Annotated in this window: 22 protein-coding genes; 12 read left to right on the top strand and 10 right to left on the bottom strand. The window is 67.3% G+C overall.

The genetic code is table 11. The features are described from left to right. Positions 1 to 21: 21 nt before the first annotated feature. From NS334_RS08985 to NS334_RS09010, 6 genes are all read right to left on the bottom strand, one after another. Positions 22 to 954, bottom strand: coding sequence for a beta-1,6-N-acetylglucosaminyltransferase (locus NS334_RS08985; RefSeq protein ID WP_058755632.1), 933 nt, complete (start codon positions 952 to 954; stop codon positions 22 to 24). Between the two features lie 242 nt (positions 955 to 1,196). Then, entirely contained in the window at positions 1,197 to 1,751 is a 555-nt protein-coding gene (locus NS334_RS08990; RefSeq protein WP_058755633.1) for an FxDxF family PEP-CTERM protein, read from the bottom strand. A gap of 300 nt (positions 1,752 to 2,051) precedes the next feature. Next, entirely contained in the window at positions 2,052 to 2,621 is a 570-nt protein-coding gene (locus tag NS334_RS08995) for a hypothetical protein (protein ID WP_153002661.1), read from the bottom strand. After that, complete coding sequence (locus NS334_RS09000) at positions 2,618 to 3,403, bottom strand: WecB/TagA/CpsF family glycosyltransferase (protein WP_058755635.1); 786 nt, start codon at positions 3,401 to 3,403, stop codon at positions 2,618 to 2,620. Before NS334_RS09000 ends, NS334_RS08995 begins: the two co-directional genes overlap by 4 nt. Next, on the bottom strand, positions 3,393 to 4,835 hold the full coding sequence (locus tag NS334_RS09005) for an exopolysaccharide biosynthesis polyprenyl glycosylphosphotransferase (RefSeq protein WP_083500355.1): 1,443 nt from the start codon (positions 4,833 to 4,835) through the stop codon (positions 3,393 to 3,395). Before NS334_RS09005 ends, NS334_RS09000 begins: the two co-directional genes overlap by 11 nt. 40 nt (positions 4,836 to 4,875) lie before the next feature. Beyond that, complete coding sequence (locus NS334_RS09010; protein WP_153002662.1) at positions 4,876 to 6,288, bottom strand: tetratricopeptide repeat protein; 1,413 nt, start codon at positions 6,286 to 6,288, stop codon at positions 4,876 to 4,878. A gap of 181 nt (positions 6,289 to 6,469) precedes the next feature. Here NS334_RS09010 and NS334_RS09015 point away from each other — a divergent pair, with 181 nt between their 5' ends. The 5 genes from NS334_RS09015 to NS334_RS18615 are packed head-to-tail and all read left to right on the top strand — an operon-like array spanning position 6,470 to position 10,554. Further along, on the top strand, positions 6,470 to 7,093 hold the full coding sequence (locus NS334_RS09015; RefSeq protein ID WP_058755638.1) for a polysaccharide biosynthesis/export family protein: 624 nt from the start codon (positions 6,470 to 6,472) through the stop codon (positions 7,091 to 7,093). Then, positions 7,090 to 8,304, top strand: coding sequence for a hypothetical protein (locus NS334_RS09020; RefSeq protein ID WP_058755639.1), 1,215 nt, complete (start codon positions 7,090 to 7,092; stop codon positions 8,302 to 8,304). Before NS334_RS09015 ends, NS334_RS09020 begins: the two co-directional genes overlap by 4 nt. Beyond that, positions 8,301 to 9,785 carry a GumC family protein gene (locus tag NS334_RS09025; protein WP_153002663.1) on the top strand — a complete coding sequence of 495 codons (1,485 nt, stop codon included), beginning with the start codon at positions 8,301 to 8,303 and terminating at the stop codon, positions 9,783 to 9,785. The genes NS334_RS09020 and NS334_RS09025 overlap by 4 nt, the downstream gene beginning before the upstream one ends. Next, positions 9,785 to 10,114 (top strand): hypothetical protein, encoded by a 330-nt coding sequence (locus tag NS334_RS19080; RefSeq protein WP_241491874.1) that lies wholly within the window; start codon positions 9,785 to 9,787, stop codon positions 10,112 to 10,114. Before NS334_RS09025 ends, NS334_RS19080 begins: the two co-directional genes overlap by 1 nt. Next, positions 10,051 to 10,554 carry a CpsD/CapB family tyrosine-protein kinase gene (locus NS334_RS18615; RefSeq protein WP_241491878.1) on the top strand — a complete coding sequence of 168 codons (504 nt, stop codon included), beginning with the start codon at positions 10,051 to 10,053 and terminating at the stop codon, positions 10,552 to 10,554. Before NS334_RS19080 ends, NS334_RS18615 begins: the two co-directional genes overlap by 64 nt. A 491-nt stretch (positions 10,555 to 11,045) precedes the next feature. Here the strand turns inward: NS334_RS18615 and NS334_RS09035 are convergent, their stop codons facing one another. Further along, entirely contained in the window at positions 11,046 to 11,888 is an 843-nt protein-coding gene (locus NS334_RS09035; RefSeq protein WP_058755642.1) for a SurA N-terminal domain-containing protein, read from the bottom strand. A 94-nt stretch (positions 11,889 to 11,982) separates the two neighbouring features. Here NS334_RS09035 and NS334_RS09040 point away from each other — a divergent pair, with 94 nt between their 5' ends. After that, positions 11,983 to 12,231, top strand: a complete 249-nt coding sequence (locus tag NS334_RS09040; protein ID WP_058755643.1) for an XrtV sorting system accessory protein — start codon at positions 11,983 to 11,985, stop codon at positions 12,229 to 12,231. A gap of 64 nt (positions 12,232 to 12,295) precedes the next feature. Here NS334_RS09040 and epsI read toward each other — a convergent pair whose 3' ends face one another. Then, the gene (gene epsI / locus NS334_RS09045) at positions 12,296 to 12,991 is read right to left on the bottom strand and encodes an exosortase-associated protein EpsI, V-type (protein WP_058755644.1); all 696 of its coding nucleotides are present in this window, start codon (positions 12,989 to 12,991) and stop codon (positions 12,296 to 12,298) included. Next, on the bottom strand, positions 12,981 to 13,841 hold the full coding sequence (xrtV, locus tag NS334_RS09050; RefSeq protein ID WP_058755645.1) for an exosortase V: 861 nt from the start codon (positions 13,839 to 13,841) through the stop codon (positions 12,981 to 12,983). Before xrtV ends, epsI begins: the two co-directional genes overlap by 11 nt. 318 nt (positions 13,842 to 14,159) lie before the next feature. On the opposite strand from xrtV, the gene NS334_RS09055 reads away from it, so the two are divergent. From NS334_RS09055 to NS334_RS09065, 3 genes are all read left to right on the top strand, one after another. Next, the gene (locus NS334_RS09055) at positions 14,160 to 15,341 is read left to right on the top strand and encodes a glycosyltransferase family 2 protein (protein WP_241491875.1); all 1,182 of its coding nucleotides are present in this window, start codon (positions 14,160 to 14,162) and stop codon (positions 15,339 to 15,341) included. Between the two features lie 131 nt (positions 15,342 to 15,472). Continuing rightward, positions 15,473 to 16,429, top strand: a complete 957-nt coding sequence (locus tag NS334_RS09060; RefSeq protein WP_058755646.1) for a UDP-glucuronic acid decarboxylase family protein — start codon at positions 15,473 to 15,475, stop codon at positions 16,427 to 16,429. Between the two features lie 7 nt (positions 16,430 to 16,436). Continuing rightward, positions 16,437 to 17,537 carry an acyltransferase family protein gene (locus NS334_RS09065; protein WP_058755647.1) on the top strand — a complete coding sequence of 367 codons (1,101 nt, stop codon included), beginning with the start codon at positions 16,437 to 16,439 and terminating at the stop codon, positions 17,535 to 17,537. Here NS334_RS09065 and NS334_RS09070 read toward each other — a convergent pair. Then, positions 17,534 to 18,625, bottom strand: coding sequence for a glycosyltransferase family 4 protein (locus tag NS334_RS09070; protein ID WP_058755648.1), 1,092 nt, complete (start codon positions 18,623 to 18,625; stop codon positions 17,534 to 17,536). The genes NS334_RS09065 and NS334_RS09070 overlap by 4 nt on opposite strands. A gap of 127 nt (positions 18,626 to 18,752) precedes the next feature. Between NS334_RS09070 and NS334_RS09075 the strand changes: the two genes are divergently transcribed. Genes NS334_RS09075 through NS334_RS09085 form a run of 3 tightly spaced genes read left to right on the top strand, consistent with a single transcriptional unit; the run spans position 18,753 to position 22,251 of the window. Further along, complete coding sequence (locus tag NS334_RS09075; protein WP_058755649.1) at positions 18,753 to 20,099, top strand: oligosaccharide flippase family protein; 1,347 nt, start codon at positions 18,753 to 18,755, stop codon at positions 20,097 to 20,099. Then, positions 20,090 to 21,052 (top strand): glycosyltransferase, encoded by a 963-nt coding sequence (locus NS334_RS09080; RefSeq protein ID WP_058755650.1) that lies wholly within the window; start codon positions 20,090 to 20,092, stop codon positions 21,050 to 21,052. The genes NS334_RS09075 and NS334_RS09080 overlap by 10 nt, the downstream gene beginning before the upstream one ends. Continuing rightward, on the top strand, positions 21,049 to 22,251 hold the full coding sequence (locus tag NS334_RS09085) for a glycosyltransferase family 4 protein (RefSeq protein ID WP_058755651.1): 1,203 nt from the start codon (positions 21,049 to 21,051) through the stop codon (positions 22,249 to 22,251). Before NS334_RS09080 ends, NS334_RS09085 begins: the two co-directional genes overlap by 4 nt. Positions 22,252 to 22,254: the final 3 nt, after the last annotated feature.

The raw sequence follows: 22,254 nt of genomic DNA on the forward strand, positions 1-22,254 counted from the left end.
CAGCGACGTCCGCCCATGCGCTCAGGCGAACAGCATCGCGTCGATGCGGTCGAGCACCGGGGCGCCATGCGCGAACTTGCGCGCGAAATGCGCGTTCGATGCCGAGATCGCCGGCAGGTCCGCCTCGGTCAGCAGTTGCGGATGCGCGCCGCCGCCATTCCATTGCGCGTAGCGATGGTTGTCGCGCACCAGCCGCAGCCCGGGCTCGTTGCAGAGCACGGTCTGGTAATAGCATTCCTCCGGGATAGCCCGCATCGTCAGATGCTTCTGGACGCGCAGATGCTGCTCGGTCGGGTTGAGCAGCAATTGCGCCACGCGCGCGTTGCCGGTGATCCAATGGTCGCCATAGAAGCAGGGAAATTGCTTCGAGAAGGGCGAGAAGGGCGTCGCGAACGGCAGGTGGACCGTGAACCGCCCCGGTCGCACGCGCCGGCCGGCATCGTTGAAGCGCAGGATCGGCAGCCACAGCTCGGCGCCCTCGTAATGGCTCCATTTCAGCCGGCGATTGCCGTCCGACTCGAACTGATCCAGCTCCGGGTTGCGCGGGCCGAAACGCGCGCGCGCGCTCGCCACCGTGTCGCCGACCTGCCGAAAATCGATCAGCGCGTCGGCGTCCAGCCGCGCGAGGTCGGCGCGCACCGCCGCGGCATCGCGGATCGGATAATCCGCGCCGCTCAGCAGGATGAACCAGTCCGGCGCGGCATGATCGTACAGCAGCCGCAGGCCCGCCAGGAAGGCCCGCACCACCGACCATTTCGCCCAACCGGTGCGGACACTGGGGTGAACGAAGCGGACGTTGCCGGGAAAGGCCGCTTCATCGAGCGCGCATTGCGCGAAATCGTGATGACAGGCGATCGGCGGATCGCCGTACAGCCGGTTGAGCGTCCGCACGAGCCGGAGCAGCTGCTCCGGCTCGCGATGCGATAGAAGGACGAAACCGATCGTGCCGCTCATCGCCCGACACCCCGGACGGACGCGATGGGCGAATCGGCGCGGCGGGCAGGACACGGGTTGGACAGGATCAGGCTCCGGCTCACGAGGTGGTGCACATAGCGTGGATTTCCTAATCGCGCGCTACCTGATGCGCGATACCATCCTTCCGGACATGAAAACGGCGGCGTGCCCGACCGGGCACACCGCCGTCTTGCTCATTCGTGATCCCGCCCGGACGCGATGCGCCGGGCGGGACAGCGCGATCAGATCGCCTGCGCGATGCGAACCGACGGGCGGCGACGCATCGCATAGCCGACCACGCCGAAGCCCAGGATCATCAGCGCCCAGGTCGCCGGTTCCGGCACCGCGTTGCGGGTCCAGGAGACGTTGCCGACGTACGAGCCGGTCTGCACGACGCCATAGGTGACGCGCAGGCTCTGCGGGTTGGCGCCCGACTGCGTCATCGGGATCGACGCCTTATAGGTGTTGTCCGCGCTGTTGTAGACCGGCGTCGCGTCCGGGCCGCCGTTGATCGACAGGCCGAGCAGCTTGATGCCAGCCGCCAGCGTCACGCTGATCGTCGACACCTGACCCGCGAGCACGCCGCTGCTCGGGACCGCGAACGAATAATAGTCCGAGTAGGTGTTGACGTCGCCGGTGAAGGTGTTGCCGAAGATCCCGCTCTGGATATCCGCCGTGCCGTTCATGCTGATCGTGCACGGCGCCGCCGACGTGCACAGGTTCAGCGCCGCTGCCATCGCCGGCGACGCCATGGTCATCGTTCCCGCGACCAGCGCGGCTGCAAAAATCTTCTTCATGCCCAAACTCCCCGTAACCCTGTTGTGCCTTCACGTACCACTGCGCGACCCGCCGTTGCGGAGGCATCCCGTCGGTCGCCCACCACTGATTCGCTTATGGCATCTTCACGATTTGGAAACCATCGGTAAAATCGATGCTACCCGTTGAAAATGCTCACCTAAGCTAACGTACAGGATTACGGCTGCGCCTTCCCCTGTACGATGGGTGCGAAACGCGGCTTTTCGTGTTTGGATGCGGCGCAAAATCGCCAATTTGGGTCTCGATTTGAGACAAGCCCGCGAAATTAGCGAGTTAGCTGATTAAAAAATGTTGAACGGTCGGGAGCGTGCCGCCCGCAGCGCAGCAACGAACACGACAACAATGCCGCCAATCTCCAGAATCCAGTTCCAGCGAATTCCGAGTATCTGCGATTGGATGAAAAGATCAACGTGGTGGAACGATGCCGCTCGCACGACAACGTAACCATAGATAAAGATCAGTCCAAGTATTGCCGCAGCCATGCTGCGATGCAACATGGCCCTGTAGCGTAACGCAACCGCTCCGCTCGCGAGGCCCGCCGCCAAAACCGCGAAGATGAACGACGCCTGAAGCGTCCTCCGCTGTTCGTACCAGCCTTCGCTTCTGGCCGCGTCGCGCAGCACCTGTGTAAAAAGCGATTGCAGATCAAGCTGCTTGTTGATGCCGAGCGCGAACATCATCACCGCGACACCGCCCCAGAACAGGCCATGTACCCGCGACTCGGATCCTGGGCAGGCCGGACCGCGCCGCGCGGTGACTATACACGCAATCCCCGCCGCAACGTAGGCGACCACGGTCAGCCAGCCAATCACGGTGGGATCACCGATCCCGGGCGACCAGCGATCGTTCACCGCTTACCGTGACCGCGATGCCATGCGCGCGCCATCCGGAAGATGCGCGGCCCGTCAACGAGATAGCGACGCCAGAGACGCCCCGGCTGCGAAACGAGCCGATGCGCCCATTCCAGTCCGAGTCGCTGCACCATGCGGGGCGCACGCCTTTGCCGCCCGACGATGAAATCGAGCGAGGCGCCGATGCACAAGGCACAACCCGTCGCGCGCCCCGCCTGCGCGATCCGCCGCGCGAGCAACTCCTGCTGCGGTGATCCTACCGCAATGAAGAGGAAACGGGCGCGCGCCTCGCGCCCGAACGTCACGGCCGCCGCCAGAGCTTGTTCATTGCGAAGAAGTCCCATGGGCGGCACGTGCTGTACCCAGTCGAGCAGCGGAAAGCGCGCGCGCAACCCCGCCAGCAGATCCGCATCGCCGCCGATGATCGCGATCCGGTCGCCCGGCCTCGCCACGTCGTGGAGCAACCGCACCGTCAGGTCGCTGCCCGGCGCGAGCGGCAGCGCAACGCCGTAAATCCGGGCGAGTCGCGCCAGCACGCGGCTGTCGCAGAGCACGAGCGTCGCCTCGTCATAGGCGGCGCGGAGTTCCTGGCCCAGCGCCTCGCCCTCTCCCAGCGCCTCCAGCCGGACGAGATGGTCGACATTGGGGGTGACGACGTAGCGATACGGATCGCCGACCGTGACATCGGACAGCCATCGCGAAGCGGCGGCGGTGTCGAGCGGGTCGAATCCGATGCCGATGAAGGCGCGACGCGGCGCGGCCGCGGGCGATTCAATATGCATTCTTGTCGAACAGCAGATTGACGACCGTTTCCACCATGATGCGCAGGTCGAGCGTCAGCGACCAGTGATCGATGTAATAGCGGTCCAGCTCGACGCGGCGCTTGGCACGCTCGATCGTCTGGATTTCGCCGCGCAGGCCGCGCACCTGCGCCAGCCCGGTGATCCCCGGCTTGACCCGGTGGCGCCCGGCATATCCCTTCACCGCGTCGAAATAATAATGGTCGCCGACCTTCATGTGAGTGGCGTGCGGGCGCGGCCCGACGATCGACATCTCGCCGCGCAGGACGTTCCAAAGCTGCGGCAGCTCGTCGATGCTCAGCTTGCGGATCAACCGCCCGACGGGCGTGACGCGCGGATCGCCCCTGGTGGTGCGCGCCGCGCCGCTCACGTCCTGCCGGTCGACGTACATCGACCGGAATTTCCACACCAGGATCTCGTGGTTGTTGAAGCCGAAGCGCGGCTGCTTGAAGATGATCGGCCCGCGACTGGTCAGCTTGATCGCCAGGGCGGTGACCAGCAGCAGCGGCGACAGGAGGATCAGCGCGGTCGCCGCGACCAGATAGTCCTCCACATCCTTCACGATCGTGTTGCCGTCGCGCATCTGCCGCTGCCAGAGCGTCAGCACCGGGATCGACCCGACGAAATTGACGCGATAGTCGGGCGCCAGCGCGATCGCCTCGCGCGGGATCAGCGAAATGTCGATCGCCACCTCGCTGAGCTTCTCGATGATAAGGTCGATGCGCTCGCGCGTCATGTCGGACAGTGCGATCAACACCTGATCGATCTCGCCGGCCCGCGCCATGCCCAGCAGTTCGGGGAAGCCGCCGATGAACGGCAGATCGCCAACCGTGTCGGCGACACTCGGCCGCGTATAATCGTCCGCGACGCCGACCAGCAGCAATTGCGGCAGCGCCTGAAGGTCGAGCATGCGACAGGTCCGCTCGACGGTATCCTTGTCGGCACCGTACAGGACGACGCGCTGGCGAATACGCCCACTCTCGGCCAGCCGGCGCAGCTTGGCGCGCAGGACGAACCGGCTGACGATCAGCAACCCGATCGCCGAGACGACATAGGCCAGCGTCAACCCGCGCGAAAAATGGTCGAGCAACCCAAATTGCCAGACGATCGCGCTGCTGAGCAGGGCCGACATCAGATAATCGAACCCGACCGCCGTATCGCCGGATTGCAGGACCACGAACGACTGGGTGTATACGCCCCGCGACTGTCGAATCAGGAAGAAGGCGATGCCGGCGATGAAGCAGGCGGCGGTGTGGACGCCGGGCACCACCACCGAACCGACGGCCACCGCATAGCCGATCACCGCGACCGGCGCGCTGACCACCAGGCACAGCAGATCCGTCAGGAACACGAGCGTCGGGATGACGTTCGACGTGAAGCGCCGTCCCTGAATCGTTCGCGAAGCCGTCGCCACTATACCTGCCCCGTTCCGGCCGCACCCGGCGCGCCGTGCGTTACCACTGCGACCGCGCTACCCGCTTTTGCTCAACAAATTGCTGCTGCAGATCGGCGAGCTCGTCCCCGCGCCCGGCCTGCACCAGAAAGCCCCGAAGGTCGGCGAATAGCAGCGGATCCGCGCCACCGATATCCTGGATCGCCGCCCGATACGTGTTTTCCGCCAGCTGTGGCTGTCCAGCCAGCCGGTACGCCCGCGCCAGGCGAATGCGATCGTCGACCGCGCGCGGCTTGCTGGCCACCAGTCGCTGCGCATCGAACACCGCCTGCCGCCCGCGGCCGGTGCGCAGATAGAGGTCGGTACGCGCGCGCAGCGCCACGACATTGCCCTGATCGAACGACAGCACCGCGTCCAGCATCGTCAATGCCTCGGCATTGCGGCCCTGCGCGGCGCGCGTCTGCGCCAGCAACGCCAGCGGCGAGGCATTGGCGGCGGTGACCGGCAGCGTCACGAGCGGTGCGATCAACGACTCCGCCTCCGAAGGCGCACCGGCCAGCATCAGGAAATAAGCGTAGCGCATCCGGTCCGCGACCGGTGCATCCGCCGCGAGTTCGCGCACCTCCGCCAGCGATCGGGCGCGGGGTTCGTAGCGGAGCCACAGCGCCAGGATATCGATCAACAGCCCGCCATGCTCACCGTTCCGGACCATGGCATAGGTCAGATCGTGCCCGCCCGCGCGATCGCCCAGTCGATACAACGTCCGGGCATAGTTGACGCGCAGCGCCTTGTCCTTCGGACGCATGGCCAGTTCGTGCTGCTGCGCGTCCTTCTGCCCCTTCAGGTCACCGAATCGCCCCGAGATGTCGCCGAGCGCGTCCAGCACCGCCGCGTCGCGAGGATGGCCCGCCACATAGTCGCGCAGCAGGGACAGCGCCTCCTGCGGCTTCTCCTCGCCAGCCAGCGCGCGCGCTTTCAGGATCGTGGCGTTCGAATCGTCCGGGCGCTGCCCCAGCACCGTCTCCGCCCGCTTCAGCGCGGCGCCATAATCGCGATCGCGCAGCGCCACGAACCCCAACGTCGTCTGCGGCGCTGGGTCAGAGGGTTGCAGCAGCAGCACCTGCTTGGCGTAGCGGCGCGCCTCCTCCGTATGCCCCCCGATCACCGCCAGGTCCGCCAGCGCCTGCAGCACGGTGGGGTTGGAATGATCCAGTTCCTGCGCGCGCAGATAGGCATTGTAGGCGCCCGAATAATTGCCGAGCGCCAGCTCGACGCCGGCCAGCGACTGCCAGTAGTCGGGATTGTCGTCCTTGTACGACACCGCCCGCTGCATGGCGAGCCGCGCCGTATAGGGGTCGTTGTTCGCCATCGCGGCTTCGTACATGCCCGCGAACTTGGCGGCGCGCTGCTCGGGCGCGCGGCACCCCGCCAGCAAGGCCAGCAGCGCGAACGCGGTCGCGGCCGATCGTCTCATCTTCAGCGAACGCACAAGAATGCTGCCCATCCCCAACAATCTCGTACGCAATTCGTAAGGAAAATGCTGTAAGGCACCTGACGCACCGTGCTTTACCCGATATGGGACAGGCTGGCAAACGATCGAACGAACCGCTGCGCAGAAGCGTGATCGCGCCTGCGGCGGGGGTTGGGGGGAAAGAATGACGACCAAGCTTTTCTGCGGGATAGCGCTGTCGCTGGTGGCGACCACGCCCGCATTGGCGCAACAGGCCGCCCCCGCCGCGGCACCGCGCGGCGCGGCGCCCGCTGCAGCGACCGCGCTCGGCGCGTATCGAATTAACCCCGGCGACGAACTCGACATCTTCGTGTGGGGCGAGGAGCGGCTGCAGCGAACCGTTCGCGTGCTGCCGGACGGCACGTTCGCGTTCCCGCTGGTCGGCCGCGTCGATGCGCTGAACGCGCTGCCCAGCGAGATCGAGGCGCGGATCACCAAGGGCCTCGAGTCGCAGTATCGGACGGCGGTGCCGCAGGTGACGGTGTCGGTGAAGACCCCGGCGGGGCTGCAATTCTCCGTGCTGGGCAAGGTGCGCAGCCCGGGATCCTTCAACCCGGGTCGCTATGTCAACGTGCTGGAGGCGCTGAGCTTCGCGGGCGGCCCCGCCGAGTTCGCGCAGCTCGGCAACGTCGTCATCATCCGCAAGACGGCCGCCGGCACCCAGGCGATCCGCGTCAAGCTGAACGACATCATGAAGGGCTCGGTCGCCGACGTCAGCAACGAAACCCTGCCGCTGGTGCGCGGCGGCGACACGATCATCGTCCCGTGAGCGCGATGCTGAACACGATGCGCCACCCGGTCGCGATGCTGCTGTCGGCCACGCTGGTCGCGCTGCCGTGCGGCGAGGCAGCCGCGCAATCGACGCGGCTGGCGGTCGACGTGCAGGCCGGTGCCGGCTATTCCAACAACCCGTTCCTGGTGCAGGGCGACAACACGTCCAGCGGCTTCACCGAACTGTCGGTATCGCCGGAGCTTACGTTCCGTGACGAGGTCGGCGATGCGTCGCTGATCGGCCGCTACCACCGCACCGATTATTTCGGTGGCTACGCCGCCGCCGAGGCGTATGGCGTGGAGGCGCGTGCACGGCGGCAGTTCAGCCCGACCTTCACCGGCCATGCCGACGTCGCCTATGACAGTTCGATCATCGGACAGAGCGGCCTCGGCTATGTCGGCGTCGTCAATCCGGTGCCCGGCGTCGATCTGGGCACCCCCGACATCGCCGTGATCGGGCTCAACCAGCGGCAGCGCAGCCTCGTCTCCGTGCTGGGCGCCGACTGGCGGGCCAGCGCGCGCGACACGTTCAATGCCGATGTGCGCTTGTCGCGGATCGACTATGACCAGTCGGTCGGCGCCCTCACCTCCTCCCGCACCAAGGGCGGATCGGTCGGATACAGCCGGTCGCTGTCGGAGCGCACCAGCGTCGGGCTTCAGGGATCGGCGAGCTGGACCGACTTCGGCCGCCCCGGCTTCTCGGGCTCGACCTATTCGCCACAGGCGACGCTGAACCATCAGTTCAACGACCGGATCCGGTTCACGCTGGCGGCCGGCGCAGTGTTCATCTCCTCGACGACGGACCAGGGCACCACCAAGGTCACCGGCCTGTCGGGCAGCTTTTCCGGGTGCCGCGTCGCTGGCCGCTCCACCGCATGCGTGCGCGCCTCCAGCGACGCGCAGGCGACCGGGCTGGGCGACATCTCCCGCCGCTACGGCGGATCGTTCGATTATTCGTACCGCGTACGCGAGAATGACGTCGTGCGCGGCTCGATCGACTATTCGCGCGTGACGGCGACGTCGCAGACGCTGCAACCGCCATCGGTGGATTTCGTCAGTGCGACCCTGAGCTATGAGCGCAGCTTTTCGCAACGCGTGTTCGGCGGCGCATCGGTGGCCTATCGTCAGGCGACCGGCGGCGGGCTGGACCGTCCTTCCGATACCACGTTCCGACTCTTCATCCGTACCAGACTGGGCGACCGCCGTTGAGTGACAGCGTAGACATGGGCGAGGAACAGTCCACCGGCGGCGGTGGGTTCCTCAGCTATATCCCGATCATCCTGTGGCAGCGCAAATGGCTGGTCATCGTGCCGTTCGTGCTGCTGTCGATCGCCGGCGTCGCGACGGCATTGCTGTTGCCTCGCGTCTATCGCTCGTCGGCGACGTTGCTGGTCGAGTCGCAGGAATTGCCCTCGACTCTCGTCACTTCGCCGATCAACTCGATCATCGACCAGCGGATCGCCAAGATCCGCGAGCAGGTGCTCAGCCGCGGCGACCTGATCGAGCTGATCGAACAGAACAATCTGTACGAGAAGGAGCGGCGCTCCAAGCCGCTGTCGTCGATCGTGCAGAAGATGCAGGAATCGACCTCGTTGCAGGCGGTCAGCGGTGACATCGGTGCCGGCGGCGGCTCGCAGCCGGGCGGCACGAGCACGATCGCGTTCACGATGAGCTTCAGCTACGACGACCCCGCCAAGGCGCAGGCGGTCATGCAGAGCTTTGTCAGCCGCTTCCTGGAGATCGACGCGACGACCATGGCCGAAGGGGCCAACAACACGGTCGATTTCCTTCAGGACCAGTCACGCAAGCTGACCGACGAGATCAACCGGATCGAAAACCAGATCACGTCGATCAAGTCGCGCAACGGCAGCGCACTGGCCAGCAGCGGGATGGTGATGCCCGCCAACACCGGCAGCTACAGCGCGCAGATCGCACAATTGCAGAGCGAGAATCGCGCCCTGCTGGCGCAGGCGCGCAAGGGCGGCGGCAAGGATCCGATCGTCGCGGCGGCGGAGTCGGCGCTGGTCGCGGCGCGGGCGGTCTTCGCCGAGAGCCACCCGGACGTGGTCCGCGCCAAGGAGCGGCTGAAGCAGGCGCAGGAAATCGCCGCGGCGCAGGGACCGTCGCAGGATTCGGCGCTGATCCAGGGGCAGATCCAGGCCAACAACGCGCAGATCGCCCAGCTCGAACAATATCGTGCGCAGGATGCGGCGCGCGCCGCCGCCGGGATGGCCGCGCAATCGCGGGCGCCGGTCGTGCTGGAGGAAGTCTCGCAGCTCGAGGCGCGTGCCGCCGGGCTTCGCGAACAATTGCGCGACGTGTCCGGCAACGTGCTGCGTGCCCAGAATTCGGCGCGGATGGCGCAGGAGCAGAAGGGTGAGCGGCTGACCGTGGTCGATCCGCCCTCCTCGCCCGACAAGCCGGTGTCGCCCAACAAATTGCTGCTGATCGGGGGCGGGATCGGGGCGGGCCTTGGCCTGGGGCTTGTCCTCGCGCTCGCGATGGAATTCCTGATGCGGCCGATACGCGGCGTCGGGCAGCTGCAGGCACTGGGACTTGAGGCGCTGGCGCTGGTGCCGACCTTCACCCCCGACCTGCCGCCCGGTGCCAAGCCGCGCCGCCGCTTCCGCCTGCCGACGCTGCGCCGCCGTACGCGCAGGGGCGCTTCCGCCACCCAGGGGGCGCAGTGATGACCGACATGCCGATGACGATGACCGCCAGCGCTCTGTCGGGCGGCGCGGCGATGCCGGTGCTCGCCGATGCGCGCCAGTTCGACTGGTCGACCGCCACCGCCAAGCAGCGCGGCATCTATGGCTTCGACAGCCGCGACGTGCGCTCCCGCCCGTTCAACATGCTGCGCTCCCGGTTGCTGAAGCTGCATCGGCACAAGGGCCGGCGGTGGGCAAGTCGTTCGTCGCCACCAACCTCGCCGCGGCGCTGTCGCGGACGCCGGGGATCGAGACGACACTGGTCGACCTCGACCTGCGGCGCGGATCGATCGCGACCAATTTCGGGCTGACCGTCGAAGGCGGGATGCGCGACTATCTGGAAGGCGCCGTGCCGGCGCTCGGCGATGTCGCCGTTCATCCGGAGGGCGAACGGCTGGTGATCCTTCCGACCGACAATGCCCCGGCGCGCTCCGCCGAGTTGCTGTCGTCATCGCGCATGGATGCCGTCATCGCCGCGATGCGCGCGCAACCGACGCACAGCCTGTTCCTTTGCGACCTTCCACCGGTCTTCGCCAACGACGATGCGACGATCGTGACGTCGAAGCTCGACGCCTTCATCATGGTCGTCGAGGAAGGAAGGACCACGCGCAAGCAGATCCAGGACGCGTTGCACGTGCTGGATCAGGCGCCGTGCGCGGGCGTGGTGCTCAATCGCTTCGACGGCGGACTGCTCTCCGACAGCTATGGCTATGGCTATGGCGCGGGATACAGCGACTATTACAACAAGTGAGGGTGGCTGCCGGGCGTCCGCGCGGACGCCCGGGGCCCTTGTCGGGATCGTTGCCATGCTCGCCGGCCGGACGCCGTGCCGAGGATCGGAACGCCGCCGCGCATCATCCTGAGGCGAGCCGCCGCGCACGTGTCGGATCGGCTGGATCGACTTTCGCGTTCACTGGGACGTGAGGAATTTGTGCTCGCCCAAAGGCGCCGAGGTCGCGCACCCGCTACCGATTCGGCCTTCCCGTCTTGATCGGCGCGGAAACGGGCGCTTCCGCGTAGGATATTGCTCCACGCTGTCGTGCGTCCGCCTGAACGCCATCACGACCGGTACCCTGAGACCCTGCGGCGCGAGCCGATCGTAGATCGAGGCCCCGATCCGACCGGCGGAGGGCGATGACCGGCCCTTCCAGGCCGGAGCGAAGCACATCGTCCTGCGCCGGCATGGCGGGCGGCCAGCCCGCGTGCGGGTGGCGCGACGATCGTCGCGTCACCCGCCATCGATCACTTCTTCGCGGCGCCGGCCTTGTCGGCGACCGGGGCGTAGCCCGGCTGATACTCGATCTTGGCGGTCGAGCGGAGCTGCTTGATCTCGCCCGCGAGATCCTTCTGCGTGGTTTCCTGACGCATCGCGCCGATCGCTGCCTTGCGCATGTCTTCCTGCGACATCGACACCGATTCGCGCCCGATGATCACGTTGGCGAACAGCTTGCCGTTGGCCGGCAGAACGAACGGCTCGGTCGGCGGCAGCGCGAAGATGCGCTTCAGCACCTCCGGCGGGATCTGCGCGGTATCGACCTTGCCGGTGGTGCGCACGAACGGGATCTTGAGCTTCGTCAGTTCGGCGGCGACCGCATCCAGCGAATGCGCGTTGGCCAGCGGAGCCAGCACCTTCGGGTCGGACGGCGGATCGATCGCGATCTGCTGCAGCGACAGGATCTGGCGCTGCCCGAACGCCTGCGGATATTTCGCGATAAAGGCATCCACGGCCGCCTGATCGGGCAGCTTCTGACTGCCCGCCTGCCGCTCCGCATTCATCGCGATCAGCAGTTCGTCGGTCATGCGACGCTGCCGGCTCAGGAATTCGGGCGACTTATCGACGCCGTCCTTGCGCGCATCCTGGGCCAGCAGGCGGCGATCGATCAGCCGCTGCAGCAGCTGCTGGCGCGCCTGCTTCTGATCCGCGCTCGGCGGCACGTTCGCAGCCTGCAGTTCGCCGTTCAGTTCCCCCGCCGAAATCTCGTCACCGTTCACAACGGCGACGGTCTGCCCGGTCGGCTTGCGATCGCATGCCGCGGTGGCCAGCGCCAGGGCGGTCACCGTGAGCAATGCACCACGCTTCAACATTCCATTTCCCCCACAATCGGTCGGCATGGCACCGTTACTAGCACCGCCTGAAGAAATCCTGTAGTGCTCGCAGGCCGGAAAGTGGGAATCTTGGATGGAAACTGTTTACGATTGGGTGACGCTGGCCATTTTCGCCGGCCTCGTCGTCCTGTTTCTGCAACGATCAATGTCCGAGGAACGGCAGGACTCGATGATCCCGTACATGGCGGGCGCGGGGATCTGCGCGCTGGCCAACTATATGGGAAATGAAGGGCATGACCTGCTCGCCGCGGCGTTGATCGTCGCCAATATCGTGTTCATCGTCGTCGTGCTGAAGCCGATCGACCTGCAACGCCGCTCCTGAAGCAAAGGCGCGCATAGCGGCGGGCGGGGCGCACCGCGCCGCCGCCCCCCACCGCCAAATCGGGTCAGCGCGCGTCGATATCCAGCACACGCCGAACATCCGCGGGCACTGCCGCGAACAAGGCGCGCGTAAAGGTGGTCAGCGCCGCGATCCCGGCATCGTGATCGGGGGTGAGCGCCGACACGCGCACCATCACCGCGTCCGGGATATCGCCTTTCAGGTTGGCGCGGGCGACCGACCAGCGCTGCTGCGCCCAGGTCGTCGGCATATCGGTACCGACACGCGTCCAGTACAGGATCTGCTCGGTACGATCGTCGGCATGCGCCGACAAAAAGGTCGCGTCGAGCGTGCTGCCCGGCAGCGCGACCGGCAGGATCCGCCGGCCCGACAATGTGAAGCCGCCGGCAGGATAGCAATATTCGGGACGGTGGACCTGCAGCACGCCGGTCTGTCCGGCGCTCTGCGCGATCAACAGCATCACCGGCAAGGCATCCGGCGACAGATAGACGCGGGTCAGCAGCTGCGAATAGAGCGCGTCGGATAATTGATCGGCCGGCGGCACGACCAGGCCGCTCTTGGAATAGAAGCTCCATTGCCCGATCCGGTTGGGGATCAGCGCCTCCATCTTGCGCTTTCCGAGCAGGTCGATGTGCTGCGACGGCACGCGCGCCGCAGCCACGCCCGCGGTCGCCAGAAAGGCCCCGCCCAGAATGGCCTGCCGCCGGTTCAGCCACACGCCATCGTGCCGGTCAGTCGTCATCGCCGTTCCCCAATGCGCGGCGCAGCGGGGTCGCCAGCCCGTCCAGCGCGAAGATCGTAAGGACCGAGATCAGGAACATGACCAGCCCGGCGAAATCGTGCGCAAAGCCCTGCGCGGCGGCATCACCGAAGTAATAGGTGATGAGGATCAGCAGGATGACCCGGATGAAATTGGCGAACACCGCGATCGGGATGATCGTCAGCACCAACAGCCCCGCGTAGCGCCAGTTGGCACGATGCCGGACGTAGATATAGAACAGGCAGATCGCGGTCAGGCTGATGATCGAGTTCAGCCCGGCGCAGGCCGCCGCCACCAGCAGATCGTACTGCGCGATCTGGATCGACACGCCCGAACTGCCGATCGGGTAGCCGAAGGCGTGAAGCAGGTTCACCGCCTGTTCGGATATCGCGATCTTGATCGGCTGGGTGATGATCGCCACCAACTGATCGGGGGGCGGGAAGATGAAACCGAGATAGAAGAGCGGGAACCACAATTCGCGCAGCATCGGGCCGCCGAACAGCGCATAGCCCGCGCCGAGCAGCGCGCCGTATAGCGCGAACCCTTCGATCTCGATGATCCCGGTGATGTGCGCGACGATGTAGGTGAGCAGGCAGACCGCCACGAAGCCGCCGGCGAGCAGCGGATTGCCCGCCTCGCGCAGCCGCAACGCCGCGGGCACCTCGCGCCACATCAGCCACAGCCCGGTCGCGAGGACGAGCGGGCCATGGCCACCCTGCTCCGTCGACCAGCTGAATCGCGCCACCGTCGCCATCGTCGGCGCGGCGAGCGCGACGATGCCGGCGATCAGCAGCCAGGCCGACAGGGAGAGCGAAGGCCATCGCGCCGACAAACGGCGTGGCGCCGCCCTGTCGCGGTCCGCCGCCTCCCAAGTTCCAACGGCTTTGTTATTCACCTGTTTCGCTTCCGACGCGCGGGCACAAACCGAGCTGGCACCGGCGCCCCATCCGGCACCTCCTGCATAGACATCGCGGCCCTCCGCTGCAACCGAGGCGGCATCCGGTGCGGACCCGTCTCACTCCCGTGACGGGCCGTTCCTGCCCCAGGGTTCGTCAAGTTCCGGTAAACCCGCACCAGCCCCCGCATCAGGCATGGCGAAGCCCCGTCGCACCGCCTACAGCCGGTCGCGAGGCAGGAAGCGGAGGAAACGGTGTCGGCAACGGAGGTGATCGCGACGATCGCGGCGGTGGTGATCGCCGCGCCGCTCGTGCTGATGACCGCGACCTTCGCGATGGAGGTGGTCGTCGGGCTGCGCGACGTCCGGCGCGCGGCGACCGGCTCCGACGCCGCCGTGCCGGACATGGTGATCGTCATGCCCGCGCACGACGAAGGGGCAATCATCGCGACGACGCTGGCCCGGTTGCTGCCGGAGCTACCTGAAGGCGCGCGCGTGCTGGTGGTCGCCGACAATTGTACCGACGATACCGCCGCGATCGCCGAGCGGGCCGGAGCTGAGGTGCTGCGCCGCCACGACGCGACGCGACGCGGCAAGGGTTTCGCGCTCGCTCATGCCCGCGATCATCTCGCCGGCCGCCCCCCGGCGATCGTCATCGTGCTCGACGCCGATGGCGCGACGGATCGCGGATCGCTGATCGCGATGGCGCGGGCGGCAAGCGACCGCCCGGTGCAGGCGGTCAACCTGCTCAGCCCTGACCTGACTGCCGCACCGATGGTGCAGGTGTCGAACTTCGCCTTCGTCATCAAGAATCTCGTTCGCCAGCGCGGCCTGTCGCGACTCGCCGGGCGGGTCAACCTGACCGGCACCGGCATGGCGTTCCCGTGGCCGGTGTTCCGCGACGCCGGTCTCGCGACGGCCGATATCGTCGAGGATCTGGCGCTGGGCCTGGAGCTGGCACGGCGCGGGCTGCTGCCGCGCTTCGCCGCCGATGCGACGGTGTGGAGCGCCGCCAGCAGCGCGGAGGGGACCCTGAAGCAGCGCACCCGCTGGGAAGGCGGATTTCTCGCCACCTCGCGCACGCGCGCCTTGCCGGCCATTCTCACCGGGCTTCGGGCGGGCGATCCGCGCGGGCTGTGGGCGGGGCTGAGCCTGGCGGTGCCGCCGCTGACGCTGCTGCTGCTGCTCGATGGCGTCGGGCTGGCGGTGCTCGGCGGGCTGGTGCTGCTCGGCGCATCGGCGGTTCCGGCGCTGCTGTTGGGTGCGCTGCTTGCGATGTCGCTGCTGGGGCTGGTGGCGGCCTGGCTGCGGGTCGGGCGCCCGTTCCTGTCGGCCGGCGCCGCAGCGCGGCTGCCGCTCTACATCCTTTGGAAGATTCCGCTGTACCTGCGGCTGGCGCGCAAGCGTCCGACCGGCTGGCTGCGCGCCGGCCGCTGAGCGTTGCAACTGCGGTAACGGGCTCTTAGGGCAGTCCGGCTATCGCCGCATCACCGGGGCCGGCGATTGGCACCGTCCCGCGGCTCGCCTAGGGTCGTGGAGGAAGACCGGACATCTGGGGAGTTCGCCGCATGGCGCGGAATTATCAATCTCGTAAGCGCGTTCTGGTCACCGGCGGCGCCGGTTTTCTCGGCTCGCACCTGATCGACCGCCTGCTGGAACGCGGCGACGAGGTGGTGTGCGTCGACAATCTGTTCACCGGCACCAAGCGCAACATCGACCATCTGCACGGCAATCCGCGCTTCGAGTTCATGCGTCACGACGTCTGCCTGCCCCTGTATGTCGAGGTCGACGAAATCTACAATCTCGCCTGCCCGGCCTCGCCGATCCATTACCAGCACGACCCGGTCCAGACGACGAAGACCAGCGTGCATGGCGCGATCAACATGCTGGGGCTGGCCAAGCGGCTGAAGTGCCGTATCTTCCAGGCGTCGACCAGCGAGGTGTACGGCGATCCGCACGTCCATCCGCAGAAGGAAGACTATTGGGGCAACGTCAATCCGATCGGTATCCGCTCGTGCTATGACGAGGGCAAGCGTTGTGCCGAGACACTGTTCTTCGACTATCACCGCCAGATGGGGCTGGACGTCAAGGTCGCGCGCATCTTCAACACCTACGGCCCGCGGATGCATCCGGCGGACGGTCGTGTCGTCTCCAACTTTATCATGCAGGCGCTGCGAAACGAGCCGATCACCATGTACGGCGACGGATCGCAGACGCGCAGCTTCTGCTTCCGCGACGATCTGGTCGAGGGCTTCCTGAAACTGATGGACAGCGAGCCCGGCTTCACCGGCCCGGTCAACATCGGCAATCCGAACGAATTCACGATCCGCGAACTGGCCGAGCTGGTCGTCGAGCTGACCGGTTCCAAGTCCACGTTCGACTACCGCCCGCTGCCGCAGGACGATCCGATGCAGCGCCAGCCCGATATCACGCTGGCCCGCACCAAGCTGGGCTGGGAGCCGAAGGTCCAGCTGCGCGAGGGGCTGGAGCGCACCATCGCCTATTTCCGCGACTTCGTGGCCTGAACCCGACGTGGCGGTGGAGCAACGCCTGTCCGTGTCGTCGGACACGCCACCCATCGCCGTCACCCCGGCCGTCCGCCCCGCCGCGCTGGGGCGGACGGTGGTATCGATTCAGTTTCTCCGCTTCGTCGCGGCCTTCGCGGTGGTACTGTTCCACGCGCATCAGGCGATCGCGCGCGGCGTCTACGATCATCCGCCCGCTCTCCACTATGCGTTCGGACTGGGCGCGGCCGGCGTCCATATCTTCTTCTGCATCAGTGGCTTCGTGATGGTCTACACATCATATTGCCACGACGCGGGACCGTTCGCGCCTGGCGACTTCCTGCTGAAGCGCGCTCTGCGCATCTATCCGATCTACTGGTTGTGCTGCGCGGCCTATCTGCTGTTCCATGTCGCCACGCATTCCGCCTATCCGGTGACACTGAGCGAAACGCTGGGCGCCCTCGCACTATTGCCCGGCGACGCGCCCGCCATCATCGGGCCGGCCTGGACCCTGACATTCGAGGTCTATTTCTACCTCTGCTTCGCGATCATCATGATCGCGGGGTTCCGCGCCGGTCTGATCGCGCTGACCGGCTTCTTCCTGTCGTGCATGGTGCTGCCGATCGTCGCGCATGTGCGGCTGTTCCCCATCATGAGCAACAGCCTGTTGCTCGAATTTGTCGCAGGCGCGTGGCTGGGGCGGTTCGCGATCACCCGCCCCACCTGGCTGGCGGCGACATGGCCGATTGCGTTGCTGCTCGGCGTCGGCGGCTTCGCGGTCGGCTATATGTTCGGTTACGATCGGCTGCCGAGCGCACTGATCTGGGGCGTGCCGAGCCTGTTCCTGCTCACGGGCACGATCGGGATGGAGGCGGCAGGGCGCCTGCCGAAGACGATAGCGCACCTCGCCTTTCTGGGCGACGGATCCTATTTCCTTTACCTGTCCCATATCCTGCTGATCGACGTGCTGCTTCTCACGCCGCTGGCGTGGCTGCGCGATACGACCGACGGGATCATCGTCGCGACGGTGATCGCCGCGACGATGATCGCCGCGGTGTCGGTGCCGGCGTTCCTGTGGCTGGAGCGTCCGATGCTCCGCCGGCTGCGACGGTGGACGCGGCGCGCCTAACGCGCCGCCGCGATCACCTCGGCCAGGAAGTCGCGATAGTGTGCCGCCACACGCGGCCAGGCGAAGTTCGCGGCCCGTTCGACGCCGCGCGGGACCAGCGTGTCACGCGCCGCGATCGCCTCGCCCAACGCACGCGCGACCGCCCGCGGATCGGCGGTGTCGAGCAGCACCGCATCGTCGCCGACGATCCAGCGCAACCGCTCCGATTCATGTCCCACCACCGGCAGCCCGCAGCCGAGCGCCTCGACGAAGACGTTGCCGAACGATTCCTCCTTCGACAAATGCAGGAACACGTCGGCCGAGCGATAGAGCGCAGGCATCTCGGTCGCCGCGACCGTCAGGCGGCGGAAGCGGCCCGGCAGCAGGTCGCCCGCCAACCGATCGACCGCCTCGCGCTCCGGCCCGTCGCCCGCCACCACCAACTGCGCATCGGGCATGTGGCTGACCGCGCGCACGCCGTCCGCGACGCGCTTCGACGGAATCAGCGCGCTGACCATCAGCACGATCGGCCCCCGCTCGGGCAGCCCCAGTCGCGCGCGCTCCGCCGCGCCGGGCGTGAAGCGCGTCGCATCGATGCCGTTCGGGATCAGCGCGCACCGCCAGCGATCGCTGTTGCGCGCAAAATAATCGGGATTGGTGCACACCAGTCCCTCGCACCCGAAGGTGCGGTATTCGGCATCGTTCGAGATCGCCGGCCAGTCGCCGTTCTGTGTCACGAACACGTGCGGCGGCCGGCGACCGCCGAGCACCGGACGGCGCAGCGCCCAGTTGGTGAACGGGAAGGAGCAGGTGACGGTCACGTCGTGATCGGCGGGGCGATAGGCGCCGAGCAGGCCGGGGACGAAGCTTGCCTCCTCCCAGCCGGTTTCGCTGCGCAGCGCAGGGATACGCGGCATCCGCTCCAGCTTCTCGCGCCGGACCGATCCGGCGTGCAGGAAGCGATAGGGCGTGCCCTCGCGCGGCTGGCCGGATCCGATCACGGTGACCTGCTCGCCCGACCGGCCCAGTTCGGCGGCGAGCGACAGCAGGGCGATCTCCGCCCCCCGCTCGAAGCGATGGAAACCGGGCAGCGCGAACAGGATACGCATCGTCTGATCCTTATTGAGCGCGACCGTCGCGCATGCCCTCGAATTTAACCGATGCGGTGCTAGAGAGCCGCGAGCCGATCAAGCCCCATTTGATTCGCAAAGCTTACTGGACCATTGCGCCACCGGCATGAAGCTGCTTCCCCGAACCATCCTGACCCGGCTCGGCTGGTCGACCGCGGGCTATGGCGTGGTGCAGGCGCTGAAGCTGGTCAACAATGTCGTGCTCGCACGGCTGCTGGCGCCGGAACTGTTTGGAATCATGGTGATCGTCAATTCGGTGCGGACCGGCATCGAGCTGACGTCCGACATCGGCATCGGGCAGAATATCGTCAGCAATCCACGCGCCGAACAGCCGGACTTCTACGACACGGCCTGGTCGTTGCAGGTGCTGCGCGGGCTGGGGCTGGGGTTGTTGTGCGTCGCGCTGGCCTGGCCGGTGGCGTGGTTCTATCGGAATCCGCAGCTGTCGGGCATCTTCGCCGTCGCCTCCTTGTTCTTCGTGTTCGCGGGGTTCGAGTCGACCGGGCGATTCATCGCCCAGAAGAACCTGCGGCTCGTCGCGCTCAATGCGTTCGAGGTCAGTTATTGGACCCTCTCAGTGGCGGCGCACATCATTTTCGCGCTGATCTCGCCGACGATCTGGGCACTGGTGTTCGGCGGGATCGTGTCGAGCGCGGCGGTGATGGTGACCAGCTTCATGCTGACCCCCGGCATCCGGCACCGCTTCGTGCTGGAACGCCAGTCGGTGCGCGAGATCATGCATTTCGGACGCTGGGTGTTCCTGTCGTCGATCGTCTACTTCCTGGCGATGAACTTCGACCGGCTGTACATGGCGCGGGCGGTGCCGCTGGCGATCCTGGGCACCTATGGCATCGCGCGGTCGCTGGCCGACATCCTGAACCTGATGGTCGCGCGGCTGGGCAATCTGATCGTCTTTCCGATGGTCGCCGCCGCGACCGGCACCACCGCCGAGCTGCGCGCGCGGCTGGCGCGGCATCGCCCGCTGATGCTGCTGGCCGCCGCCGCGGCGGTGGCGGGGTTCACCGCGGTCAGCGACCTGATCACCGGCATCCTGTACGACAGCCGCTATCAGGCCGCCGGGCAGATGCTGCCGACATTGTCGATCGGCGTGTGGTTCGCGATCCTGTCGACGCTGAACGAATCGGTGCTGCTGGGGATCGGCAAGCCGGTGTACGGCGCCAGCGCCAACGTCTCGAAATTCGCGTGGCTGCTGATCGGGCTGCCGATCGCGGTCCATTACCACGGCATCGCGGGCGCGGTCGTCGTGATCGCCAGCGCCGAGCTGATCCGTTATGTTCCGCTCTGGTTCGCGCAGCGGCGTGAGGGGCTGTCGTTCGCGCGGCAGGATGCGATGATGACGATCGTGATGCTGGCGATGGCGGTCGGGTTCCGCGAGATCGGGTCGCTGATCGGGCTGACCGGCGACGTGGCGAGCCTGTTGCCATGGAAGTGACGCGCATCGGCATCGTCGCGATCGGGCGCAACGAGGGTGAGCGGCTGGTCCGCTGCCTGCGTTCGCTGGAGGGCAGCGGCGCGGCGATCGTCTACGTCGATTCGGCCTCCACCGATGGCAGCGCGGATCGCGCGCGCGCGCTGGGCGCGCAGGTCGTCGATCTGGACATGACGCTGCCGTTCACCGCCGCCCGCGCGCGCAACGCCGGACTGGCGGCATTGCCCGAGATCGAGCTGGTGCAGTTCGTCGATGGCGATTGCGAGCTGGACGCGGACTGGCTGGCGACCGCAACCGCGTTCCTCGACAGCCACCCGGACGTGGCCGTGGTCTGCGGGCGACGGCGCGAGCGTTACCCGGAGGCGTCCGTCTTCAACCGGCTCTGCGACATGGAATGGGATACGCCCGTCGGCGAGGCGGCGGCGTGCGGCGGCGATGCGCTGATGCGCGCCGACGTGGTGCGCGGCGTCAGCGGGTTCCGTGACGACCTGACCGCCGGCGAGGAACCGGAATTGTGCGCGCGGCTACGGGCCGGCGGCTGGCGGATCCGGCGGATCGACGCGGAGATGACGCGCCATGACGCGGCGATGCTGCGGTTCGGGCAATGGTGGTGGCGCGCGGTGCGTGGCGGCTTCGGCTATGCGCAGGCCGGCGACGCGACCGCCGAGCTGCCGCATCCGCTGTACCGTGCCGAGGTGAAGCGCGCGCAGCTTTGGGCGGGCATCATCCCGTTCGTCGGGGTGGCGATGGCGCTGCTGCTGCACCCCGCCTTCCTGCTGTTGCCGGTCGCCGCCTTCGCGGCGCAGGTGGCGAAGATCGCGCTGCGGGGGCGGGCGCCGCGCGGGATGGCGTGGCCGCACGCCTTCTTCACGATGCTGGCGAAGTTTCCGGAATTGCAAGGTATCGTCCGTTATCGCCGGGCGCGGCACCTCACATCGGCGATCACCTACAAATGACCCAGCCGCGTATCGCCCCCCGTATCGCGTATGTCGTCAGCCAGTATCCGGCGTCGTCGCACACCTTCATCCGGCGCGAGGTGGACAGCCTGCGCCGCCACGGCGTCGACATCCGCACCTATAGCATCCGTCGCCCCGCCCCCGCCGAGTTGAAGGCACCCGAGGATCAGGCGTCGTTCGCGGAGACGGGGTTCGTCCTGCCGCTCTCGCCGCTGGCGCTGGCCTGTACGCACGCCCGCGCGCTGCTGTCGCGACCGGGGGCATGGTTCCGACTGCTGCGGCTGGCGACGCGCCACCGTGCGCCCGGCGCGAAGGCGCTGCTCTGGTCGCTGTTCCATTTCGCCGAGGCGGTGGTGCTGGCACGGATGCTGCGCGCGGATGGGATCACCCATGTCCACAACCATTTCGCCAATGCCGGCGCGACGGTGGGGATGCTGGCGGCGCGCTTCGCCGGGCTGCCGTGGAGCCTGACGCTGCACGGCATTTCGGAAACCGACTATCCCGCCGGGCTGATGCTCGGCGCCAAGCTGGAGGCCGCCGAGTTCGCCGCGTGCGTGTCGTGGTTCGGCCGCGCGCAGGCGATGCGCGTCACCGATCCGGCGCATTGGCACAAGTTCGCGGTGGTGCGCTGCGGGCTGGACCTGCCCGCGCTACCCGCCCCTGCCCCGGCGAAGGGCGTCCGGCGCGAGATCGTGTGTGTCGCGCGGCTGTCGGCGGAGAAGGGGCATCTGGGGCTGCTGGAGGCGATCGCGCCACTCGACTGCACCCTGACGCTGGTCGGCGACGGGCCGATGCTGGCGCAGATCGAGGCGGCGGTGGCGCGGCTGGGCCTGACCGGGCGCGTGCGGTTCGCCGGGCGGCTGGACGAGGCCGCGACGCTGGCGGCGATCGCGCGGGCCGACCTGCTGGTGCTGCCCAGCTTCATGGAAGGGCTGCCGATCGTGCTGATGGAGGCGATGGCGCTGGGCGTGCCGGTGATCGGCAGCCGCGTCGCCGGGGTGCCCGAACTGATCGAGGACGGCACGGAAGGGCTGCTGTTCCGTCCCGGCGACTGGGCGGACCTGCGTCGCGTCGTCGCGCGGCTGGTCGAGGAACCGGGGCTGGGCGACCGGCTGGCGACGGCGGCGCGCGCCAAGGTCGAACGCCAATTTGACATCGCCACCGCCGTGACGCCGCTCATCGACCGATTCGGGAAATAGGCG

The sequence above is a fragment of the Sphingomonas endophytica genome, assembly GCF_001476895.1.
GTDB classification, from domain to species: domain Bacteria; phylum Pseudomonadota; class Alphaproteobacteria; order Sphingomonadales; family Sphingomonadaceae; genus Sphingomonas; species Sphingomonas endophytica_A.